This is a genomic window from Sorangium sp. So ce426, from assembly GCF_051475585.1.
Taxonomy (GTDB): domain Bacteria; phylum Myxococcota_A; class Polyangia; order Polyangiales; family Polyangiaceae; genus Sorangium; species Sorangium cellulosum_B.
Genome location: NZ_CP150341.1, coordinates 10888208 through 10913615, shown reverse-complemented (window position 1 = coordinate 10913615; position 25408 = coordinate 10888208). Strand labels below are relative to the sequence as shown.

At 70.9% G+C, this 25408-nt stretch carries 19 protein-coding genes; 10 read left to right on the top strand and 9 right to left on the bottom strand.

Annotated features, from left to right (window positions below):
- The first annotated feature begins 4 nt into the window (after positions 1-4).
- The 3 genes from WMF44_RS40950 to WMF44_RS40940 all read left to right on the top strand — a co-directional run bounded on the left by WMF44_RS40950 (position 5) and on the right by WMF44_RS40940 (position 6045).
- Positions 5-2269, top strand: coding sequence for a complex I subunit 4 family protein (locus WMF44_RS40950; RefSeq protein WP_437295474.1), 2265 nt, complete (start codon positions 5-7; stop codon positions 2267-2269).
- A 3-nt stretch (positions 2270-2272) separates the two neighbouring features.
- Positions 2273-3793, top strand: coding sequence for an NADH-quinone oxidoreductase subunit N (locus WMF44_RS40945; RefSeq protein ID WP_437295473.1), 1521 nt, complete (start codon positions 2273-2275; stop codon positions 3791-3793).
- A 98-nt stretch (positions 3794-3891) separates the two neighbouring features.
- Positions 3892-6045 carry a beta-galactosidase gene (locus tag WMF44_RS40940; protein ID WP_437295472.1) on the top strand — a complete coding sequence of 718 codons (2154 nt, stop codon included), beginning with the start codon at positions 3892-3894 and terminating at the stop codon, positions 6043-6045.
- A gap of 71 nt (positions 6046-6116) precedes the next feature.
- Here WMF44_RS40940 and WMF44_RS40935 read toward each other — a convergent pair whose 3' ends face one another.
- The gene (locus WMF44_RS40935) at positions 6117-6734 is read right to left on the bottom strand and encodes a TM2 domain-containing protein (protein WP_437295471.1); all 618 of its coding nucleotides are present in this window, start codon (positions 6732-6734) and stop codon (positions 6117-6119) included.
- A gap of 193 nt (positions 6735-6927) precedes the next feature.
- Here WMF44_RS40935 and WMF44_RS40930 point away from each other — a divergent pair, with 193 nt between their 5' ends.
- Positions 6928-8067, top strand: coding sequence for an AI-2E family transporter (locus tag WMF44_RS40930; RefSeq protein WP_437295470.1), 1140 nt, complete (start codon positions 6928-6930; stop codon positions 8065-8067).
- A gap of 57 nt (positions 8068-8124) precedes the next feature.
- On the opposite strand, the gene mrtC is transcribed toward WMF44_RS40930, so the two are convergent.
- Positions 8125-8949 carry a myxosortase MrtC gene (mrtC, locus tag WMF44_RS40925; RefSeq protein WP_437295469.1) on the bottom strand — a complete coding sequence of 275 codons (825 nt, stop codon included), beginning with the start codon at positions 8947-8949 and terminating at the stop codon, positions 8125-8127.
- Between the two features lie 240 nt (positions 8950-9189).
- Between mrtC and WMF44_RS40920 the strand changes: the two genes are divergently transcribed.
- The 5 genes from WMF44_RS40920 (at position 9190) to WMF44_RS40900 (ending at position 16377) form a co-directional block, all read left to right on the top strand.
- A complete protein-coding gene (locus WMF44_RS40920; RefSeq protein ID WP_437295468.1) occupies positions 9190-10575 on the top strand; it encodes an extensin family protein in 1386 nt (461 codons plus the stop codon).
- A gap of 191 nt (positions 10576-10766) precedes the next feature.
- The gene (locus WMF44_RS40915) at positions 10767-11759 is read left to right on the top strand and encodes a serine/threonine-protein kinase (RefSeq protein ID WP_437295467.1); all 993 of its coding nucleotides are present in this window, start codon (positions 10767-10769) and stop codon (positions 11757-11759) included.
- The gene (locus WMF44_RS40910) at positions 11756-13126 is read left to right on the top strand and encodes a serine/threonine-protein kinase (RefSeq protein WP_437295466.1); all 1371 of its coding nucleotides are present in this window, start codon (positions 11756-11758) and stop codon (positions 13124-13126) included. Before WMF44_RS40915 ends, WMF44_RS40910 begins: the two co-directional genes overlap by 4 nt.
- A 52-nt stretch (positions 13127-13178) precedes the next feature.
- Positions 13179-14171, top strand: a complete 993-nt coding sequence (locus WMF44_RS40905) for a hypothetical protein (RefSeq protein ID WP_437295465.1) — start codon at positions 13179-13181, stop codon at positions 14169-14171.
- Between the two features lie 88 nt (positions 14172-14259).
- Positions 14260-16377, top strand: coding sequence for an ATP-dependent helicase (locus WMF44_RS40900; RefSeq protein WP_437295464.1), 2118 nt, complete (start codon positions 14260-14262; stop codon positions 16375-16377).
- A 27-nt stretch (positions 16378-16404) separates the two neighbouring features.
- Here WMF44_RS40900 and WMF44_RS40895 read toward each other — a convergent pair whose 3' ends face one another.
- Positions 16405-18069: a nitrite/sulfite reductase gene (locus tag WMF44_RS40895; protein WP_437295463.1), complete on the bottom strand. Its 1665-nt coding sequence runs from the start codon at positions 18067-18069 to the stop codon at positions 16405-16407.
- Between the two features lie 85 nt (positions 18070-18154).
- Between WMF44_RS40895 and WMF44_RS40890 the strand changes: the two genes are divergently transcribed.
- Positions 18155-19351, top strand: coding sequence for a trans-sulfuration enzyme family protein (locus WMF44_RS40890; RefSeq protein WP_437295462.1), 1197 nt, complete (start codon positions 18155-18157; stop codon positions 19349-19351).
- Here the strand turns inward: WMF44_RS40890 and WMF44_RS40885 are convergent.
- The 6 genes from WMF44_RS40885 to coxB form a co-directional block, all read right to left on the bottom strand.
- Complete coding sequence (locus WMF44_RS40885) at positions 19348-19905, bottom strand: response regulator transcription factor (RefSeq protein ID WP_437295461.1); 558 nt, start codon at positions 19903-19905, stop codon at positions 19348-19350. The two genes, WMF44_RS40890 and WMF44_RS40885, sit on opposite strands and share 4 nt — an antisense overlap.
- Positions 19906-19912: 7 nt before the next feature.
- Positions 19913-21331 carry a sensor histidine kinase gene (locus WMF44_RS40880; protein ID WP_437295460.1) on the bottom strand — a complete coding sequence of 473 codons (1419 nt, stop codon included), beginning with the start codon at positions 21329-21331 and terminating at the stop codon, positions 19913-19915.
- A 247-nt stretch (positions 21332-21578) separates the two neighbouring features.
- Positions 21579-22082: a cytochrome C oxidase subunit IV family protein gene (locus tag WMF44_RS40875; protein ID WP_437295459.1), complete on the bottom strand. Its 504-nt coding sequence runs from the start codon at positions 22080-22082 to the stop codon at positions 21579-21581.
- 15 nt (positions 22083-22097) lie between these two features.
- On the bottom strand, positions 22098-22784 hold the full coding sequence (locus WMF44_RS40870) for a cytochrome c oxidase subunit 3 family protein (protein WP_437295458.1): 687 nt from the start codon (positions 22782-22784) through the stop codon (positions 22098-22100).
- The gene (gene ctaD / locus WMF44_RS40865) at positions 22781-24418 is read right to left on the bottom strand and encodes a cytochrome c oxidase subunit I (protein ID WP_437295457.1); all 1638 of its coding nucleotides are present in this window, start codon (positions 24416-24418) and stop codon (positions 22781-22783) included. The genes WMF44_RS40870 and ctaD overlap by 4 nt, the downstream gene beginning before the upstream one ends.
- 19 nt (positions 24419-24437) lie before the next feature.
- The gene (gene coxB / locus WMF44_RS40860; RefSeq protein WP_437295456.1) at positions 24438-25382 is read right to left on the bottom strand and encodes a cytochrome c oxidase subunit II; all 945 of its coding nucleotides are present in this window, start codon (positions 25380-25382) and stop codon (positions 24438-24440) included.
- Between the last annotated feature and the right edge of the window lie 26 nt (positions 25383-25408).

Here is a 25408-nt window from a genome sequence, read left to right as displayed (position 1 = left end):
GCCGATGTCGAACCTCTCCCTCGTCAGCATGCGCCGTGGATTCGCCCTCGCGAGATCGGCCAGGTCCACCTCGATGAAGCTCCTGATCCCCCTCCTTGTCGCGCTCTCCGTCGTGCTCGGGGCCGTGCCGCCGGCGCTGGCGCAGGCGCTCGGAGCGCCGAGGGCGCCCGGGCCGCGCGGCCAGATCGCGCTCCGCGCGGCGCCGCCCGGCGCGCCTGTCGAGCTCGCCGCGAGCGGGCCGGATCACGTCGGCTCGTTCACGATCGAGAACCAGGGCGACGGCCCCTTGAAGGTGACGCGGGTGATCGTGCGGACGTCCCCCGAGGACCCGCGCGTCCCGCCGGGCGTCAGCGTGGAGCTCGAGGGCGGCGGCACCGCGGCGACCCTCCCGCCGGGCGCGAGCCGGAAGGTCGTTGTCCGGTGGAAGACCGCGGGCGTGCGCGCGCGGGAGCTCTACGGGCACGTCGTCGTCGAGTCCGACGCGGTGGCGGCCGGCGCGGCCGGCGCGCTGGAGGTAGCGCGGACCGTCGCGATGGGCATCCACGCGGAGCGCGGGAGCAGCCTTGGCTTCGTCGGCGACCACATCCTCTCGATCCTGACGTTCCTGCCGCTGCTCGGCGTGGTCGCGGTCTTCCTCGCGCACCTCTTGCGTTATCGGGACGACAGGAAGCTCCGGCTGATGACCGTCGTGCTGATGGGCGTGAACCTCGTGCTCGCGGCGTGGCTCTACGCGCAGTTCGACCGGGGCTTCACCCGGGCCGACGGGAACGACGGCTACCAGTTCATCGAGCACGGCGTGTGGATCCGCTCGCTGAACGTCGAGTACTTCGTCGGCGTCGACGGCGTGTCGATCTCGATGGTCCTGCTCACGGCGCTGATCTCGTTCGTGGGCGCCCTCGCGAGCTACAGCGTCCACGACCAGCTCAAGGGCTACTTCGCGATGTACAACCTCCTCGTCACGGGGATGTTCGGCGTCTTCATCGCGCTCGACCTGTTCCTCTTCTTCGTCTTCTGGGAGGTGATGCTCCTGCCGATGTACTTCCTCATCGGCATCTGGGGCGGACCGCGGCGCGAGTACGCGGCGATCAAGTTCTTCCTCTACACGCTGGCCGGCAGCGTCTTCATGCTGCTCGCGTTCATCTGGTTCTACCTGAACGCCGGCCACACCTACCTGGTCGACGGCCAGGCCACCGAGCGCATCTTCTCGATCCCGGAGCTCTCGCGGGTCGCCTGGGCGGCGCAGGGTCTCACGATCCTCGGCGTCGCCGCGGTGAAGGTGGTCTGGATCTGGCTCTTCGTCGGGTTCGCCATCAAGATCCCGATGTTCCCGTTCCACACCTGGCTGCCGGACGCCCACGTGGAGGCGCCGACCGCGATCAGCGTGATCCTCGCGGGGGTGCTCCTCAAGATGGGCACCTACGGCATCCTCCGCATCAACTTCACCCTGCTGCCCGAGGCGACGCAGTGGGCCGCGCCGGCCATGGCGGTCTTCGGGGTGGTCAACATCCTCTACGGCGCCTTCTGCGCCATGGCGCAGAGCGACCTGAAGAAGCTCGTGGCCTACTCCTCCGTCAGCCACATGGGCTTCACGCTGCTGGCGCTCGGCGCGATGACGCCGCAGGGCATCCAGGCCTGCCTCGTCCAGATGTTCAACCACGGCCTGATCACCGGGATGCTCTTCACCCTGGTCGGCGTGGTCTACGACCGCGTGCACACGCGCGACATCGACAGGTTCGGCGGCCTCGCCTCGGAGATGCCGCTCTACACCGCGCTCGTCGGCTTCGCGTTCATGGCGTCGCTCGGCCTTCCCGGCCTGTCCGGCTTCTGGGGGGAGGCGATGACGTTCATCGGCGCCTTCCCGCGCTACCGCGCCCTCACGATCCTCGCCGCCGTCGGCGTGATCCTCACCGCGGCCTACCACCTCTGGGCCCTCCAGCGGATGTTCCTCGGCACGTTCCGCGCGTCGTGGCGGCAGAGCAAGTACCTCGAGCCGTTCGGCGGGAAGTTCCCGGAGATCAGCGGGCGGGAGCTCGCGTCGATCGCGCCGCTCGCGGCGCTGGTCCTCGTCCTCGGCTTCTGGCCGCGCCCGCTGCTCAGCCTCATCGATCGCGGGGCCCTCGACGTGCACCGCCTCGTCGACAGGCCGGGGCAGTCCCAGATCGCCGGCGCAAAAGGCGCAGACAGCGCGGGCGGCGCCGCGCACGCCCGCGCGGGCGCCCCGGAGGAGGGCGCCTCGCCGGGCCAGGGCGCCCTCGCCAGCGCCAGGTAAGCCGTGGAACCCCGCACCCTCGACAACGTCGCGAGCCTCGCCTACTTCGCGCCGGAGCTCGTCCTCATCGCGGCGGCCCTGCTGCTCGTCGTGTGGGACCTCGCGTCCCCGGCGCGCCTCAAGCTCGCCGGCCTCGTGATCCTCAGCCTCGCGGCGCTCGCCTGCTCGGGCGGGCTAGGCGCGTACTTCCTCGCGACGGACGCCGCCCCTCGCGCGCTCTTCCACGGGCTGCTCGCGTTCGATCGCTTCTCGAACCTCTTCCGCGTGATCTTCGCGCTCGTCACCGGGGCGATCGTCGTCTTCCTGGTGCCCCCGCGGTCCCCCGGGATCGAGCCCGAGCTCCGCCGCGACTCGGGCGAGCTCTTCACGCTGATCCTCGTGCTCTCGCTCGGCATGAACCTGATGGCGGCGAGCCGCCACCTGCTGCTCATCTACCTGTCGATCGAGCTCGTCAGCGTCATCAGCTTCGTGCTGGCGGGCTTCAAGATCAACGACGCGAAATCGAGCGAGGCGGCGCTGAAGTACGTCATCTTCGGCGGCGTCGCGTCGGGGATCATGCTCTACGGGATGAGCTGGATCTTCGGCATCACCGCGTCGATGCGGCTCGACGAGTGCGCGGCGCGGATCGCCGCGCTCACGGCGCAGCAGGGCAAGGTGCCGGAGGTCGTGTTCGTCGGCACGGCCTTCATGCTCGCGGGCTTCGGCTACAAGATCAGCGCCGCCCCGTTCCACATGTGGACGCCCGACGTGTACGAGGGCGCGCCGACCCCGGTGACCGCGCTCCTCTCGGTGGGGCCGAAGGCGGCCGGCTTCGCGGTGCTGATCCGCTTCTTCTCGGACGCGCTCGGCGCCGGGAGCGCGCCGCCCGGCGTCGCGACGCCGTGGCCGGTGCTCTTCGGCTGCCTCGCGATGGCGACGATGACCGTCGGCAACCTGTCGGCGCTCGAGCAGGAGAACGTGAAGCGCATGCTCGCCTACTCGAGCATCGCGCACGCGGGGTACATGCTGCTCGGCTTCTCGGTGTTCAGCGGCGCCGGCGTCGCCGCGATCGCCTTCTACATCGTCACCTACTGCTTCATGAACCTCGGCGCGTTCATGGTGGTGATGGCCGTGGCCGAGGAGAGCGGCGGAGACGAGACGTTCGCCGCCTTCCGGGGGCTCGGGCGCCGCGCCCCGCTCGTCGCCGCGGCGATGGCCGTGTTCCTCGTCTCGCTCACCGGCCTGCCCCCGACGGCGGGCTTCATCGGCAAATTCTACCTCTTCTCGGCGCTGCTCGCCGCCGGGGGCGCGTGGAGCTGGGTCCTCGCGGTCGTCGGCGTGCTGAACAGCGTGATCTCGCTCTTCTATTACGCGCGCCTGCTCCGCACGATGTATCTCGACAGGAGCGATCGCACCGAGCCCACACCGGTGCGGCCGCTGCTCGGCGCGACGGCGTGCGCGCTCGCGGTTCCGACCGTGCTGCTCGGGGTCTACTGGGGGCCAGTCTACGACGTCGTGGCGCGCTCGGTGGCGATCCTGCGCTGAGCGCTGCGCCACGGCGCCGACGCCGTCCCGATACAGCGCGCGCCGGGCCGAACGCGGCGGTATCGATCTCCCCGCGATCCTTGCTAGTGTGCGCGCGCGTGGCCACGACGCAGGACGCGATCTCTCCAGAGGAACGTTTCGCGCGGGGGGTACGCCTTGTCCCGGGCGGCCTGGACATCGGCGGCAAGCTGGTCCCGCTGTACGCCGGCAGCGTGCACTACTGGCGGCTCGACCCGCAGCACTGGCGCGCTTGCCTCGAGGCCACGCGGTCGCTCGGCGTTCACCTGATCGACATCTATGTGCCGTGGGCCGTTCACGAGACCGGCCCGGGGCAGTTCGATTTCGGCCGGCTCGATCCGCGCCGCGACGTCGGCGCCTTTCTCCGCCTCGCGCACGAGCTCGGCTTTTACGTCATCGCCCGCCCGGGCCCGCACATCAACGCGGAGCTCACCTGCTTCGGCATCCCCGAGCGCGTCATCTGGGACCCGAGCTGCCAGGCACGCTCGGCGCGCAACAACCCGGTCGTGCTCCCGATGTTGCCGTACGGGTTCCCGGTCCCGAGCTACGCGAGCAACGCGTTCCACGACGAGGTCGCCCGCTATTTCAACGCGCTCGCCCCGGTCCTGAAGCCGCACCTCTACCCGGACGGGCCCATCGTTCTCTTGCAGATCGACAACGAGGGCGCGCTCTACTTCCGCGACGGGGCGTACGACCAGGATTACCACCCGGACGCGATCTCCCTGTACCGCGACTTCTTGCGCGAGAAGTACCGGACGATCGAGGCGCTCCAGCGCGCGTATGCGACGAGGAGGGTGGAGCCCGCGCCGGAGGGCGACGCGACCGAGGACGTCGGCGCGGCGCTCGTGCGCGCGATCGGCCGCGAGCGCGCGCAGGCCGAGGAGGGCGATCTGCGGTTCGCCACGATCACGCCGCCGGTCGCGTTCGACGCCGAGACGCCGGCCGATCTCGCGCGCCACCTCGACTGGAGCGAGTTCCACGAGCACCTCCTCGAGACCGCCATGGGGCGCTTCGCGCGGGCGCTCTCCGCGGCGGGCGTCGATGGCCTGCCCACGATGCACAATTTCCCGATGGGACAGGACGCGACGCCGCTCAACCCGGCGCGCATCTCGCGCGTCGTCGACCTCGTCGGCCTCGACTACTACAGCGTCGCGAGCCCGAGCAGCCGGCAGATCCTCGCCCGCCGGACGAGCGAGCTCGCCGTGCGCTGCGAGGCGCTCTCGCTGCCGCCCTTCGCTTGCGAGATGGGCGCCGGCTTCCCGCCGTTCTTCCCGCCGCTCGAGGAGCGCGACAGCGTGTTCGTGATGATGGCCGCGCTCGCGTACGGGCTGCGCGGGTACAACATCTACATGGCGGTCGAGCGCGACCGCTGGATCGGCGCGCCGATCGATCCGCGCGGCCGCCCTCGCCCCTTCGCCGCCTTCTGGCGGAAGCTCTCCGCGGCGCTCGAGGCGACGCGGTTCCACGAGCTCCGCCGCCCGGCGCCGGTGCGCATCGTCACGCCGCGCACGGAGCGCCGGCTCTCCCGCGTGATGCATGCCTTCGGCCCGCTCACCGGGGCGTTCTTCTCGATCATGAACTTCGGCGCCCGCGATCGCTGCCTCGAGGACGACCTCGGGCTCGGTTACCCGCTCGCGGTGGAGTCCGACACGTTCGTTCGTGCGTTCGAGGAGGCGCTCGACGCGCGCGGCGTCCCCTACGCCCACGTCGGCGGCGAGGATCGCGACATCTCGCTCGTCGGGGCGCGCTGGGTCATCTGCGCCACCTCGGGCGGCCTGAGCCCGGAGCTGTTCGCGTGGCTGGAGGCGACGTCCCGGCAGGGGACGCTGATCACGCTCGGCCCCCGCGAGCCCACCTTCGACGGCGCCTTCCGAAAGCTGCCGCGGCCCTACGATCTGAAGCGGCTCCTCGCCCCCGGGCAGAACCTGCCGGCGCTCCTCCAGGACGACCCCGCCGCGGCCGACGCCGCGGTGTCGCGCGCCATCGACGCGCTCGGCCTGCCGGCCTTCGCGTGTGATCCCGACAGCGTCTTTGCGACGCTGCACGAGGACGCGTCGGGCACGCCGCGGGTGCTCTTCTTGCTGAACCCCGGAGACGCGGACGTGGTGGCGCGCGTCACCGTGAGCGCCCAGCGCGCGCGCGATGTGCTGGACGACGCGCACTTCGAGGCGCGGCGCGGGGCGCTCGAGGTGCGGCTCGTGCCTCGCTCCGTGCGGATGCTCGCGCTGGAGTAGCCCCGTCGCCGCGCGCCGCGCGGCGACGGCCAGCGAGGCTCGGTATCCTCCTGACCCGGTGTGCCCCTCGATCAGCGCTCGAACCGCAGCGAGTTGCCCTCTGCGTCGCGGAAGCGGCCCATGCCGATCATGAGGATGTCGATCAGCGACCAGATGCCGAGCCCGCCGCACGTCAAGAGCTTCGCTATGCCGAGCCCGGTCTGTCCCAGATAAAAACGATCTACGCCAAAGTAGCCGAGGAAATAGGAGAGCAGGAACAGCGTGGACTGGCTCTTGGTCGGGTGGCCGACGGGCGCGTCGCGCCTGAGCACGAGCCCCTGGGCGTCTCGCATCGATCCGGTGCCGATCAGGATCGTGTCGATGAGGCTCCAGAAGCCGAGGCCACCACACGTGAACAGCTTGAGGAGCCCGAGCCCCGTCTGGCCCAGGTAGAAGCGATCGACGCCGAAGGTCCCGAGAAACACGGCGAGCATGAAGGCCGTCGCCTGGTCCTTGTCGGAATAGGCCTGCGCCGGGGCGCCGTGAGGCGGCGGCGGGCCCCAGCCGCCTCCTGGCGGCGCGCCGTAGCCGCCTGGGGGCGCACCGTAGCCGCCGGGCGGGCTCGACCCCCAGCCGCCATTCCCCCAGCCGCCGCCTGCGTTGCCCCAGCCTCCGCCTCCGGGCGGAACCCCGCCTCCGCTGTTGCTCATCCTCGTTCCCTCCAGCTGATGCGGCTGTGGAGGCGGCCGTGCGCCCCGCGGTCGTCAGCCGAGCCTGACTGTATCCTGGAACCGCGGCGCCGCGCTTGCGCAACGCGGAAATCGCTGGTGGTTGCCGGAGGCCCACCCTACCTTGGCCCACGAGGGGCCGCTGAGCGCGGCGCAGGAGCGAGCGCACCCGGCGATGCAGCAAGATTTTCAGTCCGATCGATGGCTGTCGTTCGCCCTCCGGGCGGGGCTCATCGCGCTGTTCTTCTGGATGGTGAAGGGGCTGCTCGTCCCCGTCCTGCTCGGCGGTCTTGTCGCGCTCCTCGTCTCCCCGCTCCAGCGCCGCCTCGCGCCTCGACTCGGCCGCTTCCGCCAGTTCGCGCCCGCGATCTCGACGGTGGGCGTGATCATCCTCGTGTGCATCCCGCTCGCGGTGATCATCATCGAGGCCTCCGCCTCGATAAGCCGCTTCTTCGCGCGGGATTGGTCGAACACGATCGAGCGGGTCGAAGGCCTCCTGAACGACGGGAGGATAACGGGGCTCCTCAACAGGGCTGGCCTGTCCGGGGACGATGTCCGCACGTACGTGAGCAACCTGTTCGAGCGGGTGGGCAGCTCGATCGCCGGCTTCGCGGGCGGCATGGTCGCCGCGGTGCCGCAGACGATCGTCGACGCGTTCCTGTTCGTCGTCGGGCTCTACTACCTGCTCCGCGACGGGGGCCTGCTGCTGCGCTGGCTGCTCACGCAGTCGCCGTTCAGGAACGAGGAGACGGACGTCCTCTTCACGTCGATCCAGGACACGGTGCACGGCGCCGTCCTCGGCCTGCTCGCGACGGCGGCCGTCCAGGGGACGCTGACGACGATCGCGCTGTTTGCCTGCAAGGTGCCGGGCGCGTTCCTTTTCGGCCTCCTGGCCACGTTGCTCTCGCTCGTCCCCATGATCGGCACCACGCCGGTCACGCTGGGGGCGGCCATCTACCTGTTCGTCGTCGGGCGCATCGGGGCGGGCATGGGCATGTGCGCCGCGGCGGTGCTCATCGGGCTCTCGGACAACGTGATCCGGCCGTGGGTCCAGAGCTCGCACGGCGGGATGCACCCGCTCATCGCGCTCCTCTCCATCTTCGGCGGGCTCGAGCTGTTCGGCGCGGCGGGGATCTTCATCGGCCCGGTCGTCGCCGCGATCGTCCTCTGGGCGGTCGACACGCGCGCGGGCATCTCCAGCTCGGGCCTCCCGCTGGGCCCGCACACGTCGCAGCCGCCCCCCTCGCTGACGTCGCCAACGTCGCGACCGCCGCCGGCCTCGCGACCGCCTCCGACGTCGCGACCGCCGGCGTGACGCGGCGGCGCGCCGGAGCGTCGCGAGAGGCGCGGTCCGCGCCCTCGATCGAGGCGCTCACGGCGACAGGCCGTAGCCGCGGGCGAGGGTGAGGGAGAGGAGGTTGCACGCCGCGTGGAACACGACCGGCGCCCCGATGCCGCCTGTGCGCGCCCGCAGCCATCCGAAGAGGAGCGCGGGGAAGAAGACGGCGAGCCGGGCCGGGTGCTGGATCGTGAGCACGTGGCCGATCGCGAAGATCGCCGACGAGAGGAGCCACGCCGGGCCGAGCGTCGCGCCGGCGACGCGGAAGCGCGGTGGGAAGACGCGGTCGAGGGCGCTCTGGAGGTAGCCCCGGAAGAACGCCTCCTCGGGCAGCGCGACAACGAGCAGCTGCGCGGCGATCTCGTCGGCGAGCGAGGGCGGCGGGCGCAGCACGAACGGCGAGGTCGCGCCCCAGTACAGCCGGTAGCCCAGCCAGAAGAGCGGGAAGACGATCGCGGCGACCAGCGCCGCCCAGGCGACGGCGTGGAGCGCGGCGCGGGCGAGGCGCCTCGCCGACAGCGGCACGGGCTCGAGGAGCCCCCCGAGGGACAGGCCGTGGGCGCGGATCGTCGACTCGTCGTACCTCAGCACGAGCCAGGACGTCGCCGCGAAGAACGTGAGGCCGACGAGCGTGCCGGCGTAGCTCTTCGGCGCGGCGTAGGACACCGCCGTCACGGCGGCGGTCGTGATGCCAGCGGCGAGGAGCGCGCGCGCCGCGGTCGGCTCGGGCGGCCGCGGGCGCGCGCGCTCGTCGACGCTCGCGTGCGCGGCGTTCGCGTCTGCCGGCGCGCCAGCTGTCTCGTCGCCGGCAGGTGCGCGGGCGTCTCGGCTCGGTTCGATGGGTGTGGGCGGCTGCAAGGCGTGTTCGTCGCGGAGGGGAGCGCGCGGTGCGGGGGCGTACGTGGGGATCGCGGCGATCAGGGGGCGCGGCCGCGCGCGCTCAGCCTAGCCGCCACGATGTCCCTCCGCGATGGTCTGCGCTCGGAGCGGCGCGATTCGGGGGCTGCACACGGGTCCAGCGACCGCCCATTTTCTAGCCTTCCAGCCCGGCCACGTTAGAGTGCGGCCGCTGTGGCGTTTTCCCGACTTCGCTGTCTGATGAAGCCGTTGGCCTGCGCGCTGCTTGCGTCCGTCGCGACGCTCGGTCCGGCGCCCGCGTCGGCCGCGTCGCCGTTCCTCATGACGCCGGCGGCGAGCGTCGCCGAGGCGTCTCCGGCGTACCGCTACGCCAACATGACGAACGAGGAGGCGCTGGCGGAGCTGGATCGCCGGAAGATCCTGTACCTCAAGGTCGACCACGCGCCTGGGGTGCGCGCTCCGATCCGGCTCACGGGTCGGCTGAACGGCGTGAACTTTCATTCGGTGCTCCCGCCCGAGCAGCGCGTGACGAGCATGTTCGAGATCCTGGACGCGCGCCTGGCGCTCGCCCTCGACGATTTCGCGGCCGTGCTCTCGAGGCACGATATCGACGAGGTCGTCCATTACACGATGTATCGACCCAACGTGCCGATGCGCGGCCGCGAGGGCGTGGACGGCGACGGAGAGCACGGGCACCCGATCGCTCATGCCAAGGCCGCTGACAGCGCCGTGCAGCGGGCAGCGGCCGCGGACGGCGCTGCTCGCGAGGAATCGACGAGGCAGGCCTCGCCGGTCGAGCCTGCGCCGCTGGTGGAGCTCGGCAAGAAGGGCGCGCTCGATGGGACATCCAAGGCACCTGAGGAGCGGCCGCGACGCCTGAAGGAGAAGGGGGCCGCGGGGGCCGGGCCCAAAGAGAAGGGGTCCGCGGGGGCCGGGCCGAAGGAGAAGGCCGCAGCGGAGGCCGCGCCGAAGGAGAAGACCGCAGCGGGGGCCGCGCCGAAGGAGAAGGCCGCAGCGGGGGCCGCGCCGAAGGAGAAGGCCGCAGCGGGGGCCGCGCCGAAGGAGAAGGCCGCAGCGGGGGCCGCGCCGAAGGAGAAGGCCGCCCTGGAAGCCGATCCAGGCGCCGCTTCCAAGGCTCCTGGCCAGCGGACGCGGACGATCGCTGCGCGCAGCGGGCCGGCCAAGAAGGACGCCGGCAAGGCCGGAGCGCGCCGCGCTGCTCGGCGCAAAGCCGCGGGGCCGACCCGGGCGACGACGTCTGCGGTCAAGCGCCGCGGCGACGTCGCGCTGCGCAGCGATGCAGGGCAGAAGCCCCGCGGCACGTGGGCTCCGCCGGGCACGCGGCACCCCGCCGGCCTGGCCATCGACGTCGGTGCGCTCAAGAAGCGCGACGGCACCTGGATCAGCGTCGCGCGCCACTTCCACGGCCGCATCGGGGACAAGACCTGCGGTGAGGGGGCGCCCCAGCCCGAGCTCCCCGAGGCGCGCGAGCTCCGGTCCATCGTGTGCGAAGCGGCGGACCTCGGGATTTTTACCTACGTGCTGACGCCCAATTTCAATGCGGCGCACGCCGACCATTACCATATGGAGATCAAGCCGGGCGTCCGGTGGTTCCTGTATCACTGAGCGAAGGCCGCGCGCCCCTTGTACAGCCCTGAACGGCTCGCCGCGCGCCCCACTGCACATCCGTTGATTGCGCGTTTTTTGATGATCTGAGCGGTTTGTTCGCGCAACTTCCGCCACGAGAGCGACGATTCCCTTCCCGAACGAAGGCGCCGGCGCTCCGCCGCGCGCCCCCGCGAGGGAGGTCGACGGACATGGTGCAAAAGAGAGACGGACAGCCGCTGCCGGGGACTTCCTACCGTGTGCTCCGTCGGATCGGGGCAGGCTCGTGCTCGGAGGTCTTCGAGGTGACCGGGCGCCGCGGCCAGCTGCGCGCGCTCAAGCTGCTCCGCGCCATGCACGAGGGGTCGAGCGAGATCGGAGCGCGCCTGGTCCAGGAGGGGCGCGCTCTCTCCGCGCTGAGCCACCCCCACATCGTGAAGGTCGAGGAGGTCGGCGTGACGAGCGACGGCCGGCCCTTCCTCGTCATGCCGCGCCTCTTCGGCGAGACGATGCGCGAGCGGCTCGACGCGCGCGGACCGCTCGCGACGCCCACCGCCGTGCACATCGCCATCCAGGTGCTCGGCGGGCTCGCGGCGACGCACCGCGCTGGCATCGTCCACCGCGACATCAAGCCGGCGAACGTCTTCCTCGCGCAGGCGAGCTGCGCCGAGCAAGGCGTCGCCGATCTGGAGAGCGCGCCCGGTGTGCCCGAGGCCGAGCACGCCGTGCTCATCGACTTCGGCATCGCGAAGGTGAGCCGCGAGGGGCTGGAGCCGTCGACGGGCTCGAACGTCCTCGGCACGCCGCGCTACCTGTCGCCCGAGCAGATCCGCGGCGAGGAGGTCGATGCTCGCACGGACGTGTACGCGGTGGGCCTCCTGCTCTTCGAGGCGATCACCGGGCGCGGGCCGTTTCCGGTGGTCGACTCGATGGCGGTGATGCGGGCGCACCTCAACACACCGGCGCCGCGGCTTCGCTCGCTCCTCTGGGTGCCTCACGCGCTCGATCATGCGGTCGCGCGCGCGCTCGAGAAGGATCCGGGGCTCCGCTGGCAAACGGCGGACGCGATGGCCGCCGCGCTCGCGGAGGCGCTGGGCGAAGGCGGGGGCAGGGAGACGCCGGCTCACGGCGGAGCAGGGCGCGCCGCGCCGCCGGACGGCGAGCGCAGCGCGCGGGCGCCCCTCGCGGCCGGAGAGGCGCGATGAGCGGCGCGTCCGCCGAGTGCTCCGGGGCGCGCACGCTGCTCTACGCGCGCGGGGTGTCGCTCGCGCCGAGGGCGCCTCTCGCGCGGTCGCTCCGCGCGCCGGGCGAGGGCGAGCCGTCCGAAGGCGCGTGGCCGATCCGCGCGCCGGGTGAGGGCGAGCCGCTCCCCGGCACACCGTATGTCGTGCTGCGCCTGCTCGGCCAGGGCGGCATGGGCGAGGTGTACGAGGTCGAGCACCGGGCGCTCGGCCGCCGGTTCGCGGTGAAGGTGCTGCACCGAAGCCACGCCGGCCGCAGCGATCTCTCGGCGCGCCTGCGCGCCGAGGCGCGCTCGATCGCCCGCCTGCGCCACCCGGGTCTCCCCGACGTGTTCGATCTCGGCGTGACCGACGGTGGCCGCCCCTACTTCGCCATGGAGCTCCTCGAGGGGCGCGATCTCCGGACCGAGCTCGCGCGCCTCGGCGTGGTCGCGGTCCCGACCGCGCTCGACCTGGTCCTGCAGGCCCTGTCCGCGCTGTCGCTCGCGCACGCGGCGGGCATCGTCCACCGCGATCTCAAGCTCGAGAACCTGTTCCTCTGCGACGACGGCACGCTCAAGGTCCTCGACTTCGGCGTCGCGAAGCTCCTCCACGCCAGCGCCTCGCTGACCGCCCCGGACGCCGTCATCGGCACACCCAGGACGATGGCGCCCGAGCAGTGCGCCGCCCAGCCGATCGATCCGCGCGCGGACATCTATGCGATGGGCCTCGTCCTCTACGAGCTCGTCGCCGGGCGAGGCCCCTTCGACGAGCTGCGCGGCCGGGGCGACGCGCTTCGCTTTGCTCACTGCGAGCAGGAGCCTCCTCCTCCCTCGCGCTTCGCGCCGCAGCCGATCCCGGCGGCGCTCGAGCGGCTGATCCTGCGCGCGATCGCGAAGGCGCCCGAGCATCGCTTCCAGACGGCCGCCGACATGGAAGCCGCTGTGCGCCGAGTGCACGTCCGGTTGCACGACGGATCGCAGCCGAGCGCCGGGCCGGTGGTCAGCGCGACCGCGCTCACCCCGACCGCGGCCGACGCCGTCGCGGCCCGCACGCCTGCGTGTGGCGATGCATCCGCCGAGCTGCTTCGCCGACCGCTGCTCGCCGCGTCGGCCGGCGCCGCGCGCCTCTCGCGCCGCCCGAGGGCGCGCTCGACGCGGCGCGCACCTCCGGCGCGGCCCGTCGCCCGTGCGGCGTCGCGCGCCTCCGCGCTCGCCGTCTGCGCGCTCGCCGTCGCGTCGGCCGCGCTCGGGCTCGCGCTGGCGCAGCGCTGGATCGCGGCCAGCGAGCACCCCGCGCCCGCGCCGCCGTCCGCGCCCGCCGCGGCGCAGGCGCGCTCGGCTGTAAGGTAGCCTCGCCGCGCCCGTTCTCTGGTCGACACCGCAAATGCGGAGTGGAGGGACCATGAACCGGATGCGACGAATCGGGCTGGCTTGTTTGGCGATATCGCTCCTCGCGGGCGCCGCCGGCTGCGGCGGCAGCACAGCGGCCCGGCCGGCGGACTCCACGGCAAAGGGGGGACACGCGATCACCGGCGCTCCCGAGCCCTCCAGCGCACAGGGGTTCCAGGACGGCGCCGCGTTCGACGAGCCGGGCGCGCCCGCCGCGCCGCCGTCGCCCGACGCCTCGCCCGCGGCGCCTTCGGCCGAGCTCGAGCGGCCTTCCGCCACGGGCGGCGCCTCGCGCGCCGAGGGGGCCGCGCGCAAGGCGCCGAGCAGCCAGGTCGCGCCGGAGCCCATCGATCGTCCGGGCCTCGGCACCCAGTGGGGTGAGACGCGCGTGTCGCGCATCTCGACCGCGCCGTTCGTCCGGGCCGACGTGAACCGCCCCTTCGTCGTCGCGAGCCTGTTCTACAACGACGCCGAGGGCGCCCGCGCCATGGCGAGCGCGTCCGGCTTCCGCCGCACGTCGCCGCAGGCGTTCACCCTGGCGGGCGGCGCCGTCGCGGTCGGGCTCCGCGGCGAGGGCGGCGGCTTCCTGAGCGGCTTCGTCGCCGGCGAGAAGAGCCACGTCATCGGCGAGGCCGGCCAGCGCTACAGCATCGTGCTGCGCAACCTCACGCCGACCCGGCTCGAGTGTGTCGTCTCCGTCGACGGCCTCGACGTCATGGACGGCCAGGCCGCGACGTTCAGCAAGCGCGGTTACCTGATCGAGCCCCACGGCGAGCTCGAGATCGACGGCTTCCGCCAGTCCGTCGACACGGTCGCTGCGTTCCGCTTCGGCTCGGTCCGCGGCTCCTATGCGAACCAGAAGCACGGCGACACGAGGAACGTCGGCGTGATCGGCGTGGCCCTCTTCAACGAGCGCGGGACGACGCCATGGACGTTCGACGAGGTCCAGCGCCGCCGGGAGGCGAACCCGTTCCCTGGGCAGTTCGCCACGCCGCCCGGCATCTGAGCCTTTCCAGCGGGCATCTCGCGCCTCCTCCGCGCTCCGACAAAATCAAGCTCCCGCTCCGCCGCGCGCCGGGCTAGGCCACGGCACGGTGTCGGACTTATTGAACCCGTCTCAACGTGCGGCCGTCGAGCACGAGCTCGGGCCAATGCTGGTGCTCGCCGGCGCAGGCTCCGGCAAGACCCGGGTGGTGACCACGCGGATCGCCCGCCTCCTCGATCGCGGCATCCCGGCGCGCTCCATGCTGGCGATGACCTTCACCAACAAGGCCGCCGCCGAGATGCACGAGCGCGTCGGCAAGCTCGTCGGCTCCAAGGTCGCGCGCGAGCTCAAGGTCTGCACCTTCCACCGCTTCGGGCTCGACGTGCTCGGCGCGGAGACCCGCGCCCTCGGCCTGCGCGGCGGCTCCTTCGCCATCTTCGACCAGTCCGACGCCCTGGGGGTCATCCGCGAGATCCTCCGCGAGCTCCGCGCCGGCAAGAGCTACGACGTCAGCGCGATCCTCTCGCGCATCTCGAACGCCAAGAACGCGTTCCTCGACGCCGAGACCTGGGCCGAGGCGCAGCGGCAGGGCAAGGGCATCGACGAGTACGACGAGATCTCGATGCTCGTGTACCCGCGCTACATGGCGGCGCTGCGCTCGTTCCAGGCGTTCGACTTCGACGATCTCATCTGCGAGGTGGTCCGCCTGTGGCAGGCGCGCGCCGACGTCCTCGAGCGCTGGCGGATGCGCTACCGCTTCGTGATCGTCGACGAGTACCAGGACACGAACCGCGCCCAGCTGGAGCTCCTGCGCCTGCTCTGCGGCGAGCACCGCAACGTGGTGGTCGTCGGCGACGACGACCAGTCGATCTACGCCTGGCGCGGCGCCGACGTGCGCAACATCCTCGATTTCGAGGAGCACTTCTCCGGCGCGAAGGTCGTCAAGCTCGAGCACAACTACCGCTCCCGCAAGCCGATCCTCGACGTCGCCAACGCGGTGCTCGCCAAGTCCGGCGCCCGGCGGCACAAGAAGTCGCTCATCGCCACCCGCATCGAGGGCGACAAGGTGCGGTCCATCATCTGCGTGGACCCCGACGTCGAGGCGAGCTTCGTGGCCACGGAGGCGCAGCGCCTCCTGGAGCGGGAGGCCGCGCGGCCGAAGGACATCGCCGTGCTGTACCGCTCGAACCTCCAGGCGGCCGCGATCGAGTCGGCCCTCAAGGAGCGGCAGATCCCGATCCGGATGATCGGCGGCCAGCAGTTCTTCGAGCGCAAGGAGGTCAAGGATCTCATCGCCTACCTCCGCGTCGCGCTCAACCCGGGCGACGAGATGTGCCTGCGGCGCATCCTGAACTACCCGGCGCGGGGCATCGGCGACGCCGCGGTGGCCAAGCTCGGCGCCTACGCGACGGCGCACGACGCGTCGCTCTGGACGGCGGTGTCGCGGCCGCACGCCGTCCACGAGCTGACCGCCGCCGCGATCGAGGGCTGCCGCCAGCTGCTCCGGATCATCGAGGCCACGCGCGCGCGGTTCGAGCGCGGCGAGCCCTCCGCGGAGGTCGCCCGCGCGCTCCTCGCCGACGCCGGCTTCAAGGAAGACATCATGGCCGGCTCGTCCACGGCCAACGCCGCGGCGCGCCGCTGGGGCAACATCGAGGGCCTGCTCAACGTCTTCGCGCGCCGCGACGAGAAGGGGAAGGGGGACCGCGCGAGCTTCGCCGAGTTCCTGCGGCTGCTCGCCCTGCGGCAGGACTCCGAGGAAGAGGAGGCCACCGACCGGGTGACGCTCACCACGATGCACGGCGCGAAGGGGCTCGAGTTCCCGTACGTGTTCGTGATCGGCCTGGAGGAGGGGCTGATGCCTCACCAGCGCAGCCTCGACGAGCGCGCCACGGACGCCGCCCCGAGCGGCGCGGAGGGCGGCGACACGGGCGGCCACAGCATCGAGGAGGAGCGGCGGCTCTTCTACGTCGCGGTCACGCGGGCCCGCGATCGGCTCTACCTCACGCGGGCGAAGCACCGCGGCTCGCGCGGCAAGATGGTGCCGAGGACGCCGAGCCGGTTCATGCTCGAGATCCCCCCCGAGCTCCTCGAGGAGCGCGAGGAGCTCGCGCCGGTCGCCCCGGGGATGGAGAAGGTGAAGGCAGGCGCGGCCGGCGTGCTGGCCGCGCTGTCGATGAACCCGTTCGCCGGGGATCCCCCCCTCATCCCGCGCCGCCGCACCTGAGCGGGGCGCGGGACGGCGGGGACTCCGTCAGAGGGCGCCCTCGGCGGCGGCGAAGCCGGCGCGGGTGATCTCCTGCACGCCCTTGCGCGAGACGAAGTCGCGGAAGCTCTCGCCCTCGGCGCGGCCGGCCATGTAGAAGCGCGCGATCGCGGCGATGACCTTGGGCGTCTCCTCCTCGGGGATGCGGCCGTCGAGGCGCTCGCCGATGCGCGCGCTCGGGCCGCAGCCGCCGCCCACGCGGAGCGAGTAGTGCGGGCGCTCGACGCCGTCCTTGCCCTTCACCATCAGGCCCGTCATCCCGATGTCCGCGACGTGGTGCTGACCGCACGAGTTCGGGCACCCCGAGATCTTGATGTCGAACTCGCCGAGCGCGCTGACGAAGTCGTCGGCCTCCTGGCGGCTGCCGTTCGGCACCAGGTGATCCCGGATGCGCGCGCCGACCTCCATGCTCTTCGTGATGGCGAGCGTGCAGTAATCGCCGCCCGGGCAGGTCACCACGTCGGTGATGTGCCCCGAGTCCGCCTCGGCGAGGCCGATCTGCGAGAGCTCGCGGTGCAGGTTGAGCAGCTGCCCCTCCGGCACCCAGCGCAGCACGAAGTTCTGCGTGTTCGTCGCCCGCACCTCGCCGTTGCCGTAGCGCCGCGAGAGGTCGGCCAGGCGCCTCAGCTGCTCGCTCGTGATGTCGCCGAGCGGCAGCTTGACCGTCGCCACCCGGTAGCCGGCCTGCGTCTGCGCGATCGTGTTGGTCCGCTTCCAGCGCGCGAACGCGCCGTCGCCGAGCGTCTCCCGCAGCGGCGTGAGCGGGGGCGGAGCGCTCTCCCGGTACCCGGCCACCTGCTCCGCCAGCTCGGCCGCGAGCGCGTCGCCGCGCTCCGCCTTGATGCGAGCGAACTCCTCGTCGATCCTGCGCAGGAACTCCGCCTCGCCGATCTTGCGCAGCAGGAACTTGAGGCGCGCCTTCTTCCGGTTCTTCCGCTCTCCGTCCCGGTGGAACACGCTCACCACGGCCTCGCACACCGGCAGCAGATCGGACTCCGGGATGAACTCCTTCCAGAGGTGCGCGATCTCGGGCGTCGAGCCGAGCGAGCCGGCCACGTAGACCGCGAAGCCGCGCCCGCGGTCGCCGATCTTCGCGAGAAGCCCGACGTCGTTGATCATGATCTGCGCGTGATCGCGCGCGCTCCCCGAGAAGGCCACCTTGAACTTCCGCGGCAGCCTCCGGTTGTGCTCGTGGAAGAGGAAATGCTCGGTGACCGCGTGCGCATAGGGCGTCACGTCGAACACCTCGTCCTCGACCACGCCAGCGAGGTGGGACGCGGTGATGTTGCGCAGCGTGTCCGCGCAGGCGCCGACCGTCGTCACCCCCGCGCGCACGAGCACGCGTTGCAGGTCGATCGTCTCCTCGATCTCCAGGTAGTGGAGCTGGATGTCCTGGCGGGTCGTGACGTGCGCTAGCCCGCGACCCCACCGCTCCGTGACTTCCGCGAGGGCTTCCAGCTGCGCAGCCGTGAGCTGCCCTCCAGGGATCTTGATCCGCTGCATGTGCTTCACGTGCGCGAGCTGCGCGTAGACGCCCATGGCCAGCCGCAAAGGACGGAACTGGTCGGGGGTCAGCTCACCACGTTTGAATTTGGCGACGTTCTCGGCGTGTACGTCGATGGCCGCCGCAAGGCGCTCGACTCGTTGCGACATAACCGATGGTATTCCCTATATTTCCGACGCGTCAAGTGCGACAATTATCACGGCCGGTTCCACGAGGGTTCCAGCCCCCAGCACCATGAAGACCGCTCTGCCGAACTCGACCGAAGCCGTGCACGCGGGCGTACTCCGCCAGCGCCCCTCCCACACCCTCGCGCCTGCGATCGCGCAGACGGCGACCTACACGTTTGCGAACACGGCGGACCTCGAGCGCTATTTCGCCGGAGGCGACGCGGATCCCGAGCGCCAGGAGTACGGCCGTTACGGTAACCCCACCGTGCGTGAGGTCGAGCAGCGCATCGCGGCGCTCGATCGCGCCGAGGACGCCCTGCTCTTCGCGAGCGGGATGGCGGCGGTGACGACCACGGCGTTCGCGCTCCTCAAGGCGGGCGACCACGTCATCCTCTTCCGCGACGTGTACCGCCGCACGCGGCAGTTCGTGATCAACGTGCTCTCCCGGCTCGGCGTCGAGCACACGCTGATCGACCCGGGCGCGTTCGATCAGCTCGAGGCGGCCATCCGGCCGCGGACCCGCTTCGCGCTCAGCGAGTCGCCGACGAACCCCTACCTGCACTGCATCGACCTGTCCCGCTTCGCCGAGATCTGCAAGAAGGCGCGGGTGAAGACGGTCGTCGACGCGACGTTCGCGACCCCCTGCAACTCCGACCCGATCGGCCGCGGCATCGACCTCGTGGTCCACAGCGCCAGCAAGTACCTGTCCGGCCACAACGACGTCCTGGGCGGCGCGGTCTCCGGATCGAGCGCGCTGATCTCGCTGATCCGCGACATGCGGAGCGTCCTTGGGGGCATCATGGATCCCCACGCCGCGGCGCTGATCGGGCGCGGGATGAAGACGCTCGCGCTCCGCGTCGAGCGGCAGAACGCGACAGGGCTCGCCGTGGCGCGCGCGCTCGAGGCGCACCCCGCGGTGGAGCGGGTGTTCTACCCGGGGCTCCCGTCGCACCCGGATCACAAGGTCGCGGCCGAGCAGATGCGCGGCTTCGGCGGCGTCGTGAGCTTCACCGTGCGCGGCGGGCGAGAGGCGGCGTCGCGCGTCGTGGACGGCGCGCGCATCGCCGCGATCGCCCCGAGCTTCGGCGGCGTGGAGACGCTCATCGAGCAGCCCTGCATCATGAGCTTCCACGAGCTCAGCGACGAGCAGCTCGCGGCGATCGGCATCTCCCCCGCGCTGATCCGCCTGTCGGTCGGCATCGAGGAGACCGAGGACGTCGTGAGGGACGTCCTTGGCGCGCTCGACGCGCTCGGCGCGGCCTAGCCCCCGAGCTTCTTCAGCTTCCGCTGCAGCGTCCGCCGGTCGATCCCGAGCAGCTTCGCCGCGGTGGCCACCACGCCGCCCGACTCCCGGAGCGCGGCGCGGATCGCCTCGCGCTCGAGATCGTCGAGCTTCAGGCTCCCCGGCGGCGGCGTCGGCGCCGCCGAGGTCGAGGGCGGGGGCCGCTGGCGATCCCGGAGGCTCGCGGCCTCGCGCAGCAGCTTGTCCGCGTCGACGGGCTTGCTGAGCAGCGTGTCGGCGCCCTCGCGCATCGCCGCCACCGCGAGCGGGATGTCCCCGAACCCGGTCAGCATCACGATCGCCGCGTCGGGCTGGAGCTTGCGGTACTGGGCGAGCGCGCTGAGCCCGTCGCCGCGCGGCATGCGGTAGTCGATGACCACGAGGTCCACCGGCTCGTACTCGAGCGCCACGAGCCCCTCGTCGATCGTCGCCGCCGTCCTCGCCACGACCCCGCGGCGGCGCAGCGCGCCCTGCAGGGTCGTGCGGAACGCGTCGTCGTCGTCCACGAGGAGCGCCGTCTCGATCCGTCGCGTCATCTTCACCTCAGGCGGCCCCGGAGCGCTTCAGCGCGCCGGGGAGATCCGCGTCCATGGGGCCCGTGCCCCCGTCGAGGCGGAGGCGCAAGGTCGCCTTCGCGCCGCCGGTCTCGACGCTCTCCATGCGCAGCACCGCGTTCATGCGGGAGGCCATCATCGAGCTGATGTAGAGCCCGAGCCCCATCCCTCCCTGCTCCATCTTCGTCGTCTGGAACGGCTCCCCGAGCCGCCCGGCGATGTCGGGGTTGAGCCCCGGCCCGCTGTCGGAGACCGCGATCTCGCAGAGGTCGCCGCGCTCGACGACGCTCACCTCGATCCGCTGCTCGGTCGAGTCGGCCGTCGCCTCGGCGGCGTTGGCGAGCAGGTTCACGAGCACCTGGCAGAGCGCCGGCCGCAGCACGTCCGCCAGCACCGGCCGCGGCGTGTCGAACGCGAGCTCGCCGCGGTAGCCCAGCCGCGCGAGCTCGACCTTCGCCAGGTCGCGCACGAAGCGGGTGAGCTCCAGCGGCTCCATCCGCTGATCGAGCCGGATCTGGCCGCGCATCAGCCCGATGATGTCGCTCGCGCGCCGCGCCTCGCCGGCCACGGTCTCGGCCATGCGCGCGGCGTCCTCGGAGCCCGTCTCGCGCGCCACGTCGACGAGGTCCTTGCTCGCGAGGAGGATCGTCGCGAGCGGCGTGCTGAGCTCGTGCGACATCCCGCCGACCATGCGCCCGAGCATCGCCAGCCGCTCGTTCCGCTGGCTCTGCTGCCGGAGCTCCTCGAGCCTGTGCGCGTAGACGACGACGAAGAAGCCGAGGAACAGCGTCAGCGACGTGAGCGACACGAGGTCGCCGAGCCGCCGGATGCGCTCGCCGCCGAGCGGCGCCGCGTCGAGCGGCAGCGGCGTCGCGTACGTGAGCACGGCGATGGCGGCCAGCGTCAACAGGCCCACGAGCACGGTCGTGCGCCGCGGGCAGAGGAGGCCGGAGAGCGCGATGTGGAAGGCGAGGAAGACGGCGAAGGGGTTCGCCAGCCCGCCCGAGAACCAGAGCATCCAGGCGTTCGCGATCACGTCGCCCACGAGCTGGGCGCGCGCGTGATCCTGCGCGGGCTCGCGCGCCGAGGGCTCGCCCCCGTCCGCCCGGCGCGCGCGCCGGACCCGGAAGGTCCAGGCGACGTTGGCCGCCGCGATCGCGGCGATGCCGACGATCAGCGGAGCGAGCCCGAGGTCGGGGACGAGCTTCCTGCCCGCGACCGTTGTCGCGATCATCCCCGCGATCGCCCCCCACCGCAGCTGGATCAGCCACCTGTCGGCGGTGTCCCAGGAAGGGGGCTTCGGCCCGGAGAGCAGGACCGCGAGCCGCCGGCGCGCCGCAGGGGGCGCGCTGCTCTTGGCGGGGTCGTGCCCTGCGTCAAGCGACCATGGCTGGAAGGAGGAGTGCATCCGCGCGCGGACAGGGGGGCTTTCCAGAGCGCGGTCGAGGCGTCCGGCGTCCATCCCGGAGCAACCTTCCGACGTTGCCTTGCATCCGCTCCCTTGTACCGCGCACGAAAGCCGCGAGCACGCGCGAGGTGCGCCCCGGCCCACATCCGGGGGGTGTCAGGAAAAACCCCAGCGAATACCGGGGCTTGGAATTGTTGGCTGGATTACGTTCGGCCTCGCACCGGCGGGGCGCTCGGCCCCGGCCCGGTCACTTGGCCTGTTCGGCTCCGTTGCCTTGCGCGCCGTGCGCGGGCGGCGGCGGCGCCTTCTGCGCCCGCTTCATCCTCCAGTCGTCGGCGGCGCGCTTGCCGTCGAACGGCGCCTTGATGTCCGCCGGCCGCTCGGCCTCGATCTCCTCGGCCCGGCCGCGGTTGGCCGTGTCGAACATCGTGAAGCCGATGAAGATCGCCAGGAAGATGAGCGACGACGCGAAGATCAGGGTGTGGAACTTATGGTCCCACTTGAGGTGCATGAAGATGAGCGCCACGACGCCCGCCTTCGTCGTCGCGATGAGGACCGCGATCGCCAGGTTGGCCGCGCCGAGGTCGACGTAGCTCGCGCCCACGGTGACGACCGTGAGCACGAGCAGCGCGAGCCACGTCGCGATGTAGACCTTGAGCGGCAGGACGTGAGGCACGTGGTCCGCGCCGTGGCCATGGCCGTGCCCGTGCCCGTGCCCGTGCGCGCCAGCTGCTTCTGCGTGTGTCGACATGCTGTCCTCTAGGCCTCAGCCCACCAGGTAGAGCAGGGGGAAGAGATAGATCCAGATGAGGTCGACGAGGTGCCAGTACAGCCCCACCCCTTCGACCGGCGAGTAGTAACGGCTCGAGAACTCACCGCGCAGGTTGCGGATGAGGATCCACGTGATGAGCCCCATCCCGATGACGACGTGCAGCCCGTGGATGCCCGTCATCATGAAGTAGATGGCGAAGAACGTCCCCGCGTGGGCCGTGGTGAAGCCCTGGGCGGTGAAGTACTTCCCGGGCAGGAGGCCGTCGTGGAACTTGTGCTGGTACTCGAAGTACTTGATCACAAGGAACACGGCCGCGCAGAGCAGGGTCACCACGAGCAGCCGGGTGGTGGTCTTCTGGTCGCTCTTCTGCGCAGACCGGACGGCGAGCGCCATCGTGAGGCTGGAACAGATGAGCACGATCGTGTTGATGCCGCCCATCACCTTGTCGAGGTGATGGTGGGCCTCCACGAACGAGTCGAAGAACCAGCCCCGGAAGATGGCGAACGCGCAGAACAGCCCGCCGAAGAGCAGGATCTCCGTGACCAGGAAGAGCCAGATGCCCATCCTTCCGGCGTCGAACTGCGTGTCCGCGGAATCGAAATGATGGGCGACGTGGAAGTTGGGGGACAGGACCGGACCTGCCTTGTTCGTCCGGTCGGCGGCCTCGGCGTGCGCGCTCATGCGTTCTCCGTGTTGAAATCGTAGGCGCCCTTGGTCACGACCGGGGTGCGGACGAAGTTCTCGGTGATGGGCGGGGAAGCGGTGGTCCACTCGAGGCTGAGCCCGCCCCAGGGGTTCGCCGGCGCCGGCGCGCCGGAGCGCAGCGACTTGATGAAGCAGATGGTCATCACGAGGAAGCCGGTGCCCAGGATCCACGAGCCCACGGTCGAGAACGCGTGCAGCGGCTGGAACTGGTCCAGGTAGTTGTAGTAGCGGCGCGGCATCCCGCGGCTGCCCAGGACGAACTGCGAGAAGAACGTGACGTTGAAGCCGATGAAGATGAGCACACAGGCGACGGCGGCGAGCTTCTCGGAGTACATCTTCCCCGTCATCTTGGGCCACCAGTGGTGGAGCCCGCCCATGAAGGCGATGACGGTGCCGCCCACCATCACGTAGTGGAAGTGCGCGACCACGAAGTACGTGTCGTGCAGGTGCAGGTCGACGCTGAGCATCCCGAGGAAGACGCCGGTGAGCCCGCCGATCGAGAAGAGGATGAGGAACGACAGCGCGTAGAGCATCGGCGCGTTGAAGCTGATCGAGCCGCGCCACAGCGTGGCGGTCCAGTTGAAGACCTTGACGCCGCTGGGGATGGCGACGAGGAAGGTCAAGAACGAGAACATGATCGCCGCGAACTCGCTCTGGCCGGAGGTGAACATGTGGTGGCCCCACACGAGGAAGCCGACCAGCGCGATGGCGATGCTGGAGAACGCGATCGCCTTGTAGCCGAAGATCCTGCGCCGCGCGTGGACGGCGATGAGCTCGCTGATGATGCCCATCCCCGGCAGGATCATGATGTAGACGGCCGGGTGGCTGTAGAACCAGAAGAAGTGCTGGTAGAGCACCGGGTCGCCGCCGAGCGCCGGATCGAAGATGCCGATGTTGAACGCGCGCTCCGCGATGAGCAGCAGGAGCGTGATGCCGAGGACCGGCGTGGCGAGGATCTGGACGATGCTCGTCGCGTAGATCGCCCAGAGCATGAGCGGCATCTTGTACCAGCCCATCCCGGGCGCCCGGAGCTTGTGCATCGTGACGATGAAGTTCAGCCCCGTGAGCACGCTGGAGAAGCCGAGGATGAACACGCCGAACGTGACGCTCAGGACCGACGTCGTGGTCACCGTGCTCGAGTACGGCACGTAGAACGTCCAGCCGGTGTCGATGCCGCCCGTGACGAGCGACGACAGCGTGAAGAGGGCGCCGATCCAGTAGAGGTACAGGCTGAGGAGGTTCAGCTTGGGGAAGGCGACGTCCTTCGCGCCGATCATGATCGGCAGGAGGAAGTTGCCGAGCGCGCCGGGGATGCTCGGGATGATGAACAGGAACGTCATCACCGCGCCGTGGAGCGTGAACATCTGGTTGTAGGTGTTCGCGCTCATGAGCGTCTCCTTCGGCGTCAGGAGCTCGAGCCGGAGGATCAGCGCGAAGAGCCCGCCCATGCCGAACGCGATGAACGTGCTGATGAGGTACATCAGGCCGATCCGCTTGTGATCGACCGTGGTGAGCCACGACATGATCCCGCTCTGGGCCCGGATGTAGTCCGCTCCGTGGCCGCCGGCGGGTGCCGTATTGACGTCGAGGGTTGTTACGGTCTGCGACATGACTGCTTCTCCCCGGCGCTCACTTCACCGACTTCAGATAAGCGATGAGCGCGTCCACTTCTCTGTCCTTGAGGAGCCCCTTGAACGACGGCATCACCGGCGGGTAGCCGCGAACGACCTGGCCGCCGGGGTTGAACAGGCTCTCGCGGAAGTAGTTCTCGTCCGCGATGAGCTTGGATCCGTCCACGAGCTCCTCCTCTCGGCCGAAGAGCCCCTTGAGCGACGGGCCCTGGATGCGCGTCCCGTCGAGCGAGTGGCAGGTCGCGCAGCTCCGCTTGGCGAAGAGCAGCTTGCCGAGCTCCTCGGGCGGCAGGTCGCTGTTGTTGTTGCCCTCGAGCCACTTCTCGAAGTCCGACTGCTCCAGCACCTTGACGGTCGCCAGCATGTCGGAGTGACCGGAGCCGCAGTACTCGGTGCACAGGAGCACCGTCTCCCGCGTCTCCGTCGCCTCGAACCACAGCGACGTGTACGACCCCGGGACCACGTCCTGCTTCACGCGGAACTCCGGGATGTAGAAGCTGTGGAGGATGTCCTTCGAGCTCATGATGAGCCGCACCGGGCGCCCCCGCGGCACGGCGAGCTCGTTCACGGTCGTCGTGCCGTCGGGGTAGGTGAACGTCCACAGGTACATCTCGCCCGTGACGTTGATCTCGTACGACTCGGCCGGCGCCACGGAGGCGTGCACGTAGCCGCGCAAGCCCACGAAGAAGAGCGCGATCACGATGGCGAGCGGGATCAGCGTCCACACGACCTCGACCGTCGTGCTGTGATCGATGGGGCTCGTCTTGTCGCGCTCGCTGCGCCGCCGGTACTTGAGGGCGAACAGCACGACCGCCCCGGAGACCAGGATGAAGAAGAAGACGGAGACCCAGTAAGCCGCAGCCCAGCCGGCGTCGATGTGCTCAGCGAGCGTCGAGCCCTGGCGGGGCAGCCAGAAGGAGCCGAGTTCGATCGGGTTTTTCATCACCATAGTTGTGGCTCCGCCACCTT

What these genes read in the sequence shown, in the direction of transcription:
- WMF44_RS40905 (WP_437295465.1), top strand. Translation starts at nt 13,179, where the DNA reads ATGAACCGGATGCGACGAATCGGGCTGGCTTGTTTGGCGATATCGCTC.
- WMF44_RS40920 (WP_437295468.1), top strand. Translation starts at nt 9,190, where the DNA reads ATGAAGCCGTTGGCCTGCGCGCTGCTTGCGTCCGTCGCGACGCTCGGT.
- WMF44_RS40915 (WP_437295467.1), top strand. Translation starts at nt 10,767, where the DNA reads ATGGTGCAAAAGAGAGACGGACAGCCGCTGCCGGGGACTTCCTACCGT.
- ctaD (WP_437295457.1), bottom strand. Translation starts at nt 24,418, where the DNA reads ATGTCGCAGACCGTAACAACCCTCGACGTCAATACGGCACCCGCCGGC.
- WMF44_RS40935 (WP_437295471.1), bottom strand. Translation starts at nt 6,734, where the DNA reads ATGAGCAACAGCGGAGGCGGGGTTCCGCCCGGAGGCGGAGGCTGGGGC.
- WMF44_RS40895 (WP_437295463.1), bottom strand. Translation starts at nt 18,069, where the DNA reads ATGTCGCAACGAGTCGAGCGCCTTGCGGCGGCCATCGACGTACACGCC.
- WMF44_RS40910 (WP_437295466.1), top strand. Translation starts at nt 11,756, where the DNA reads ATGAGCGGCGCGTCCGCCGAGTGCTCCGGGGCGCGCACGCTGCTCTAC.
- WMF44_RS40885 (WP_437295461.1), bottom strand. Translation starts at nt 19,905, where the DNA reads ATGACGCGACGGATCGAGACGGCGCTCCTCGTGGACGACGACGACGCG.
- WMF44_RS40875 (WP_437295459.1), bottom strand. Translation starts at nt 22,082, where the DNA reads ATGTCGACACACGCAGAAGCAGCTGGCGCGCACGGGCACGGGCACGGG.
- WMF44_RS40930 (WP_437295470.1), top strand. Translation starts at nt 6,928, where the DNA reads ATGCAGCAAGATTTTCAGTCCGATCGATGGCTGTCGTTCGCCCTCCGG.
- coxB (WP_437295456.1), bottom strand. Translation starts at nt 25,382, where the DNA reads ATGAAAAACCCGATCGAACTCGGCTCCTTCTGGCTGCCCCGCCAGGGC.
- WMF44_RS40880 (WP_437295460.1), bottom strand. Translation starts at nt 21,331, where the DNA reads ATGCACTCCTCCTTCCAGCCATGGTCGCTTGACGCAGGGCACGACCCC.
- WMF44_RS40890 (WP_437295462.1), top strand. Translation starts at nt 18,155, where the DNA reads ATGAAGACCGCTCTGCCGAACTCGACCGAAGCCGTGCACGCGGGCGTA.
- WMF44_RS40950 (WP_437295474.1), top strand. Translation starts at nt 5, where the DNA reads ATGTCGAACCTCTCCCTCGTCAGCATGCGCCGTGGATTCGCCCTCGCG.
- WMF44_RS40870 (WP_437295458.1), bottom strand. Translation starts at nt 22,784, where the DNA reads ATGAGCGCGCACGCCGAGGCCGCCGACCGGACGAACAAGGCAGGTCCG.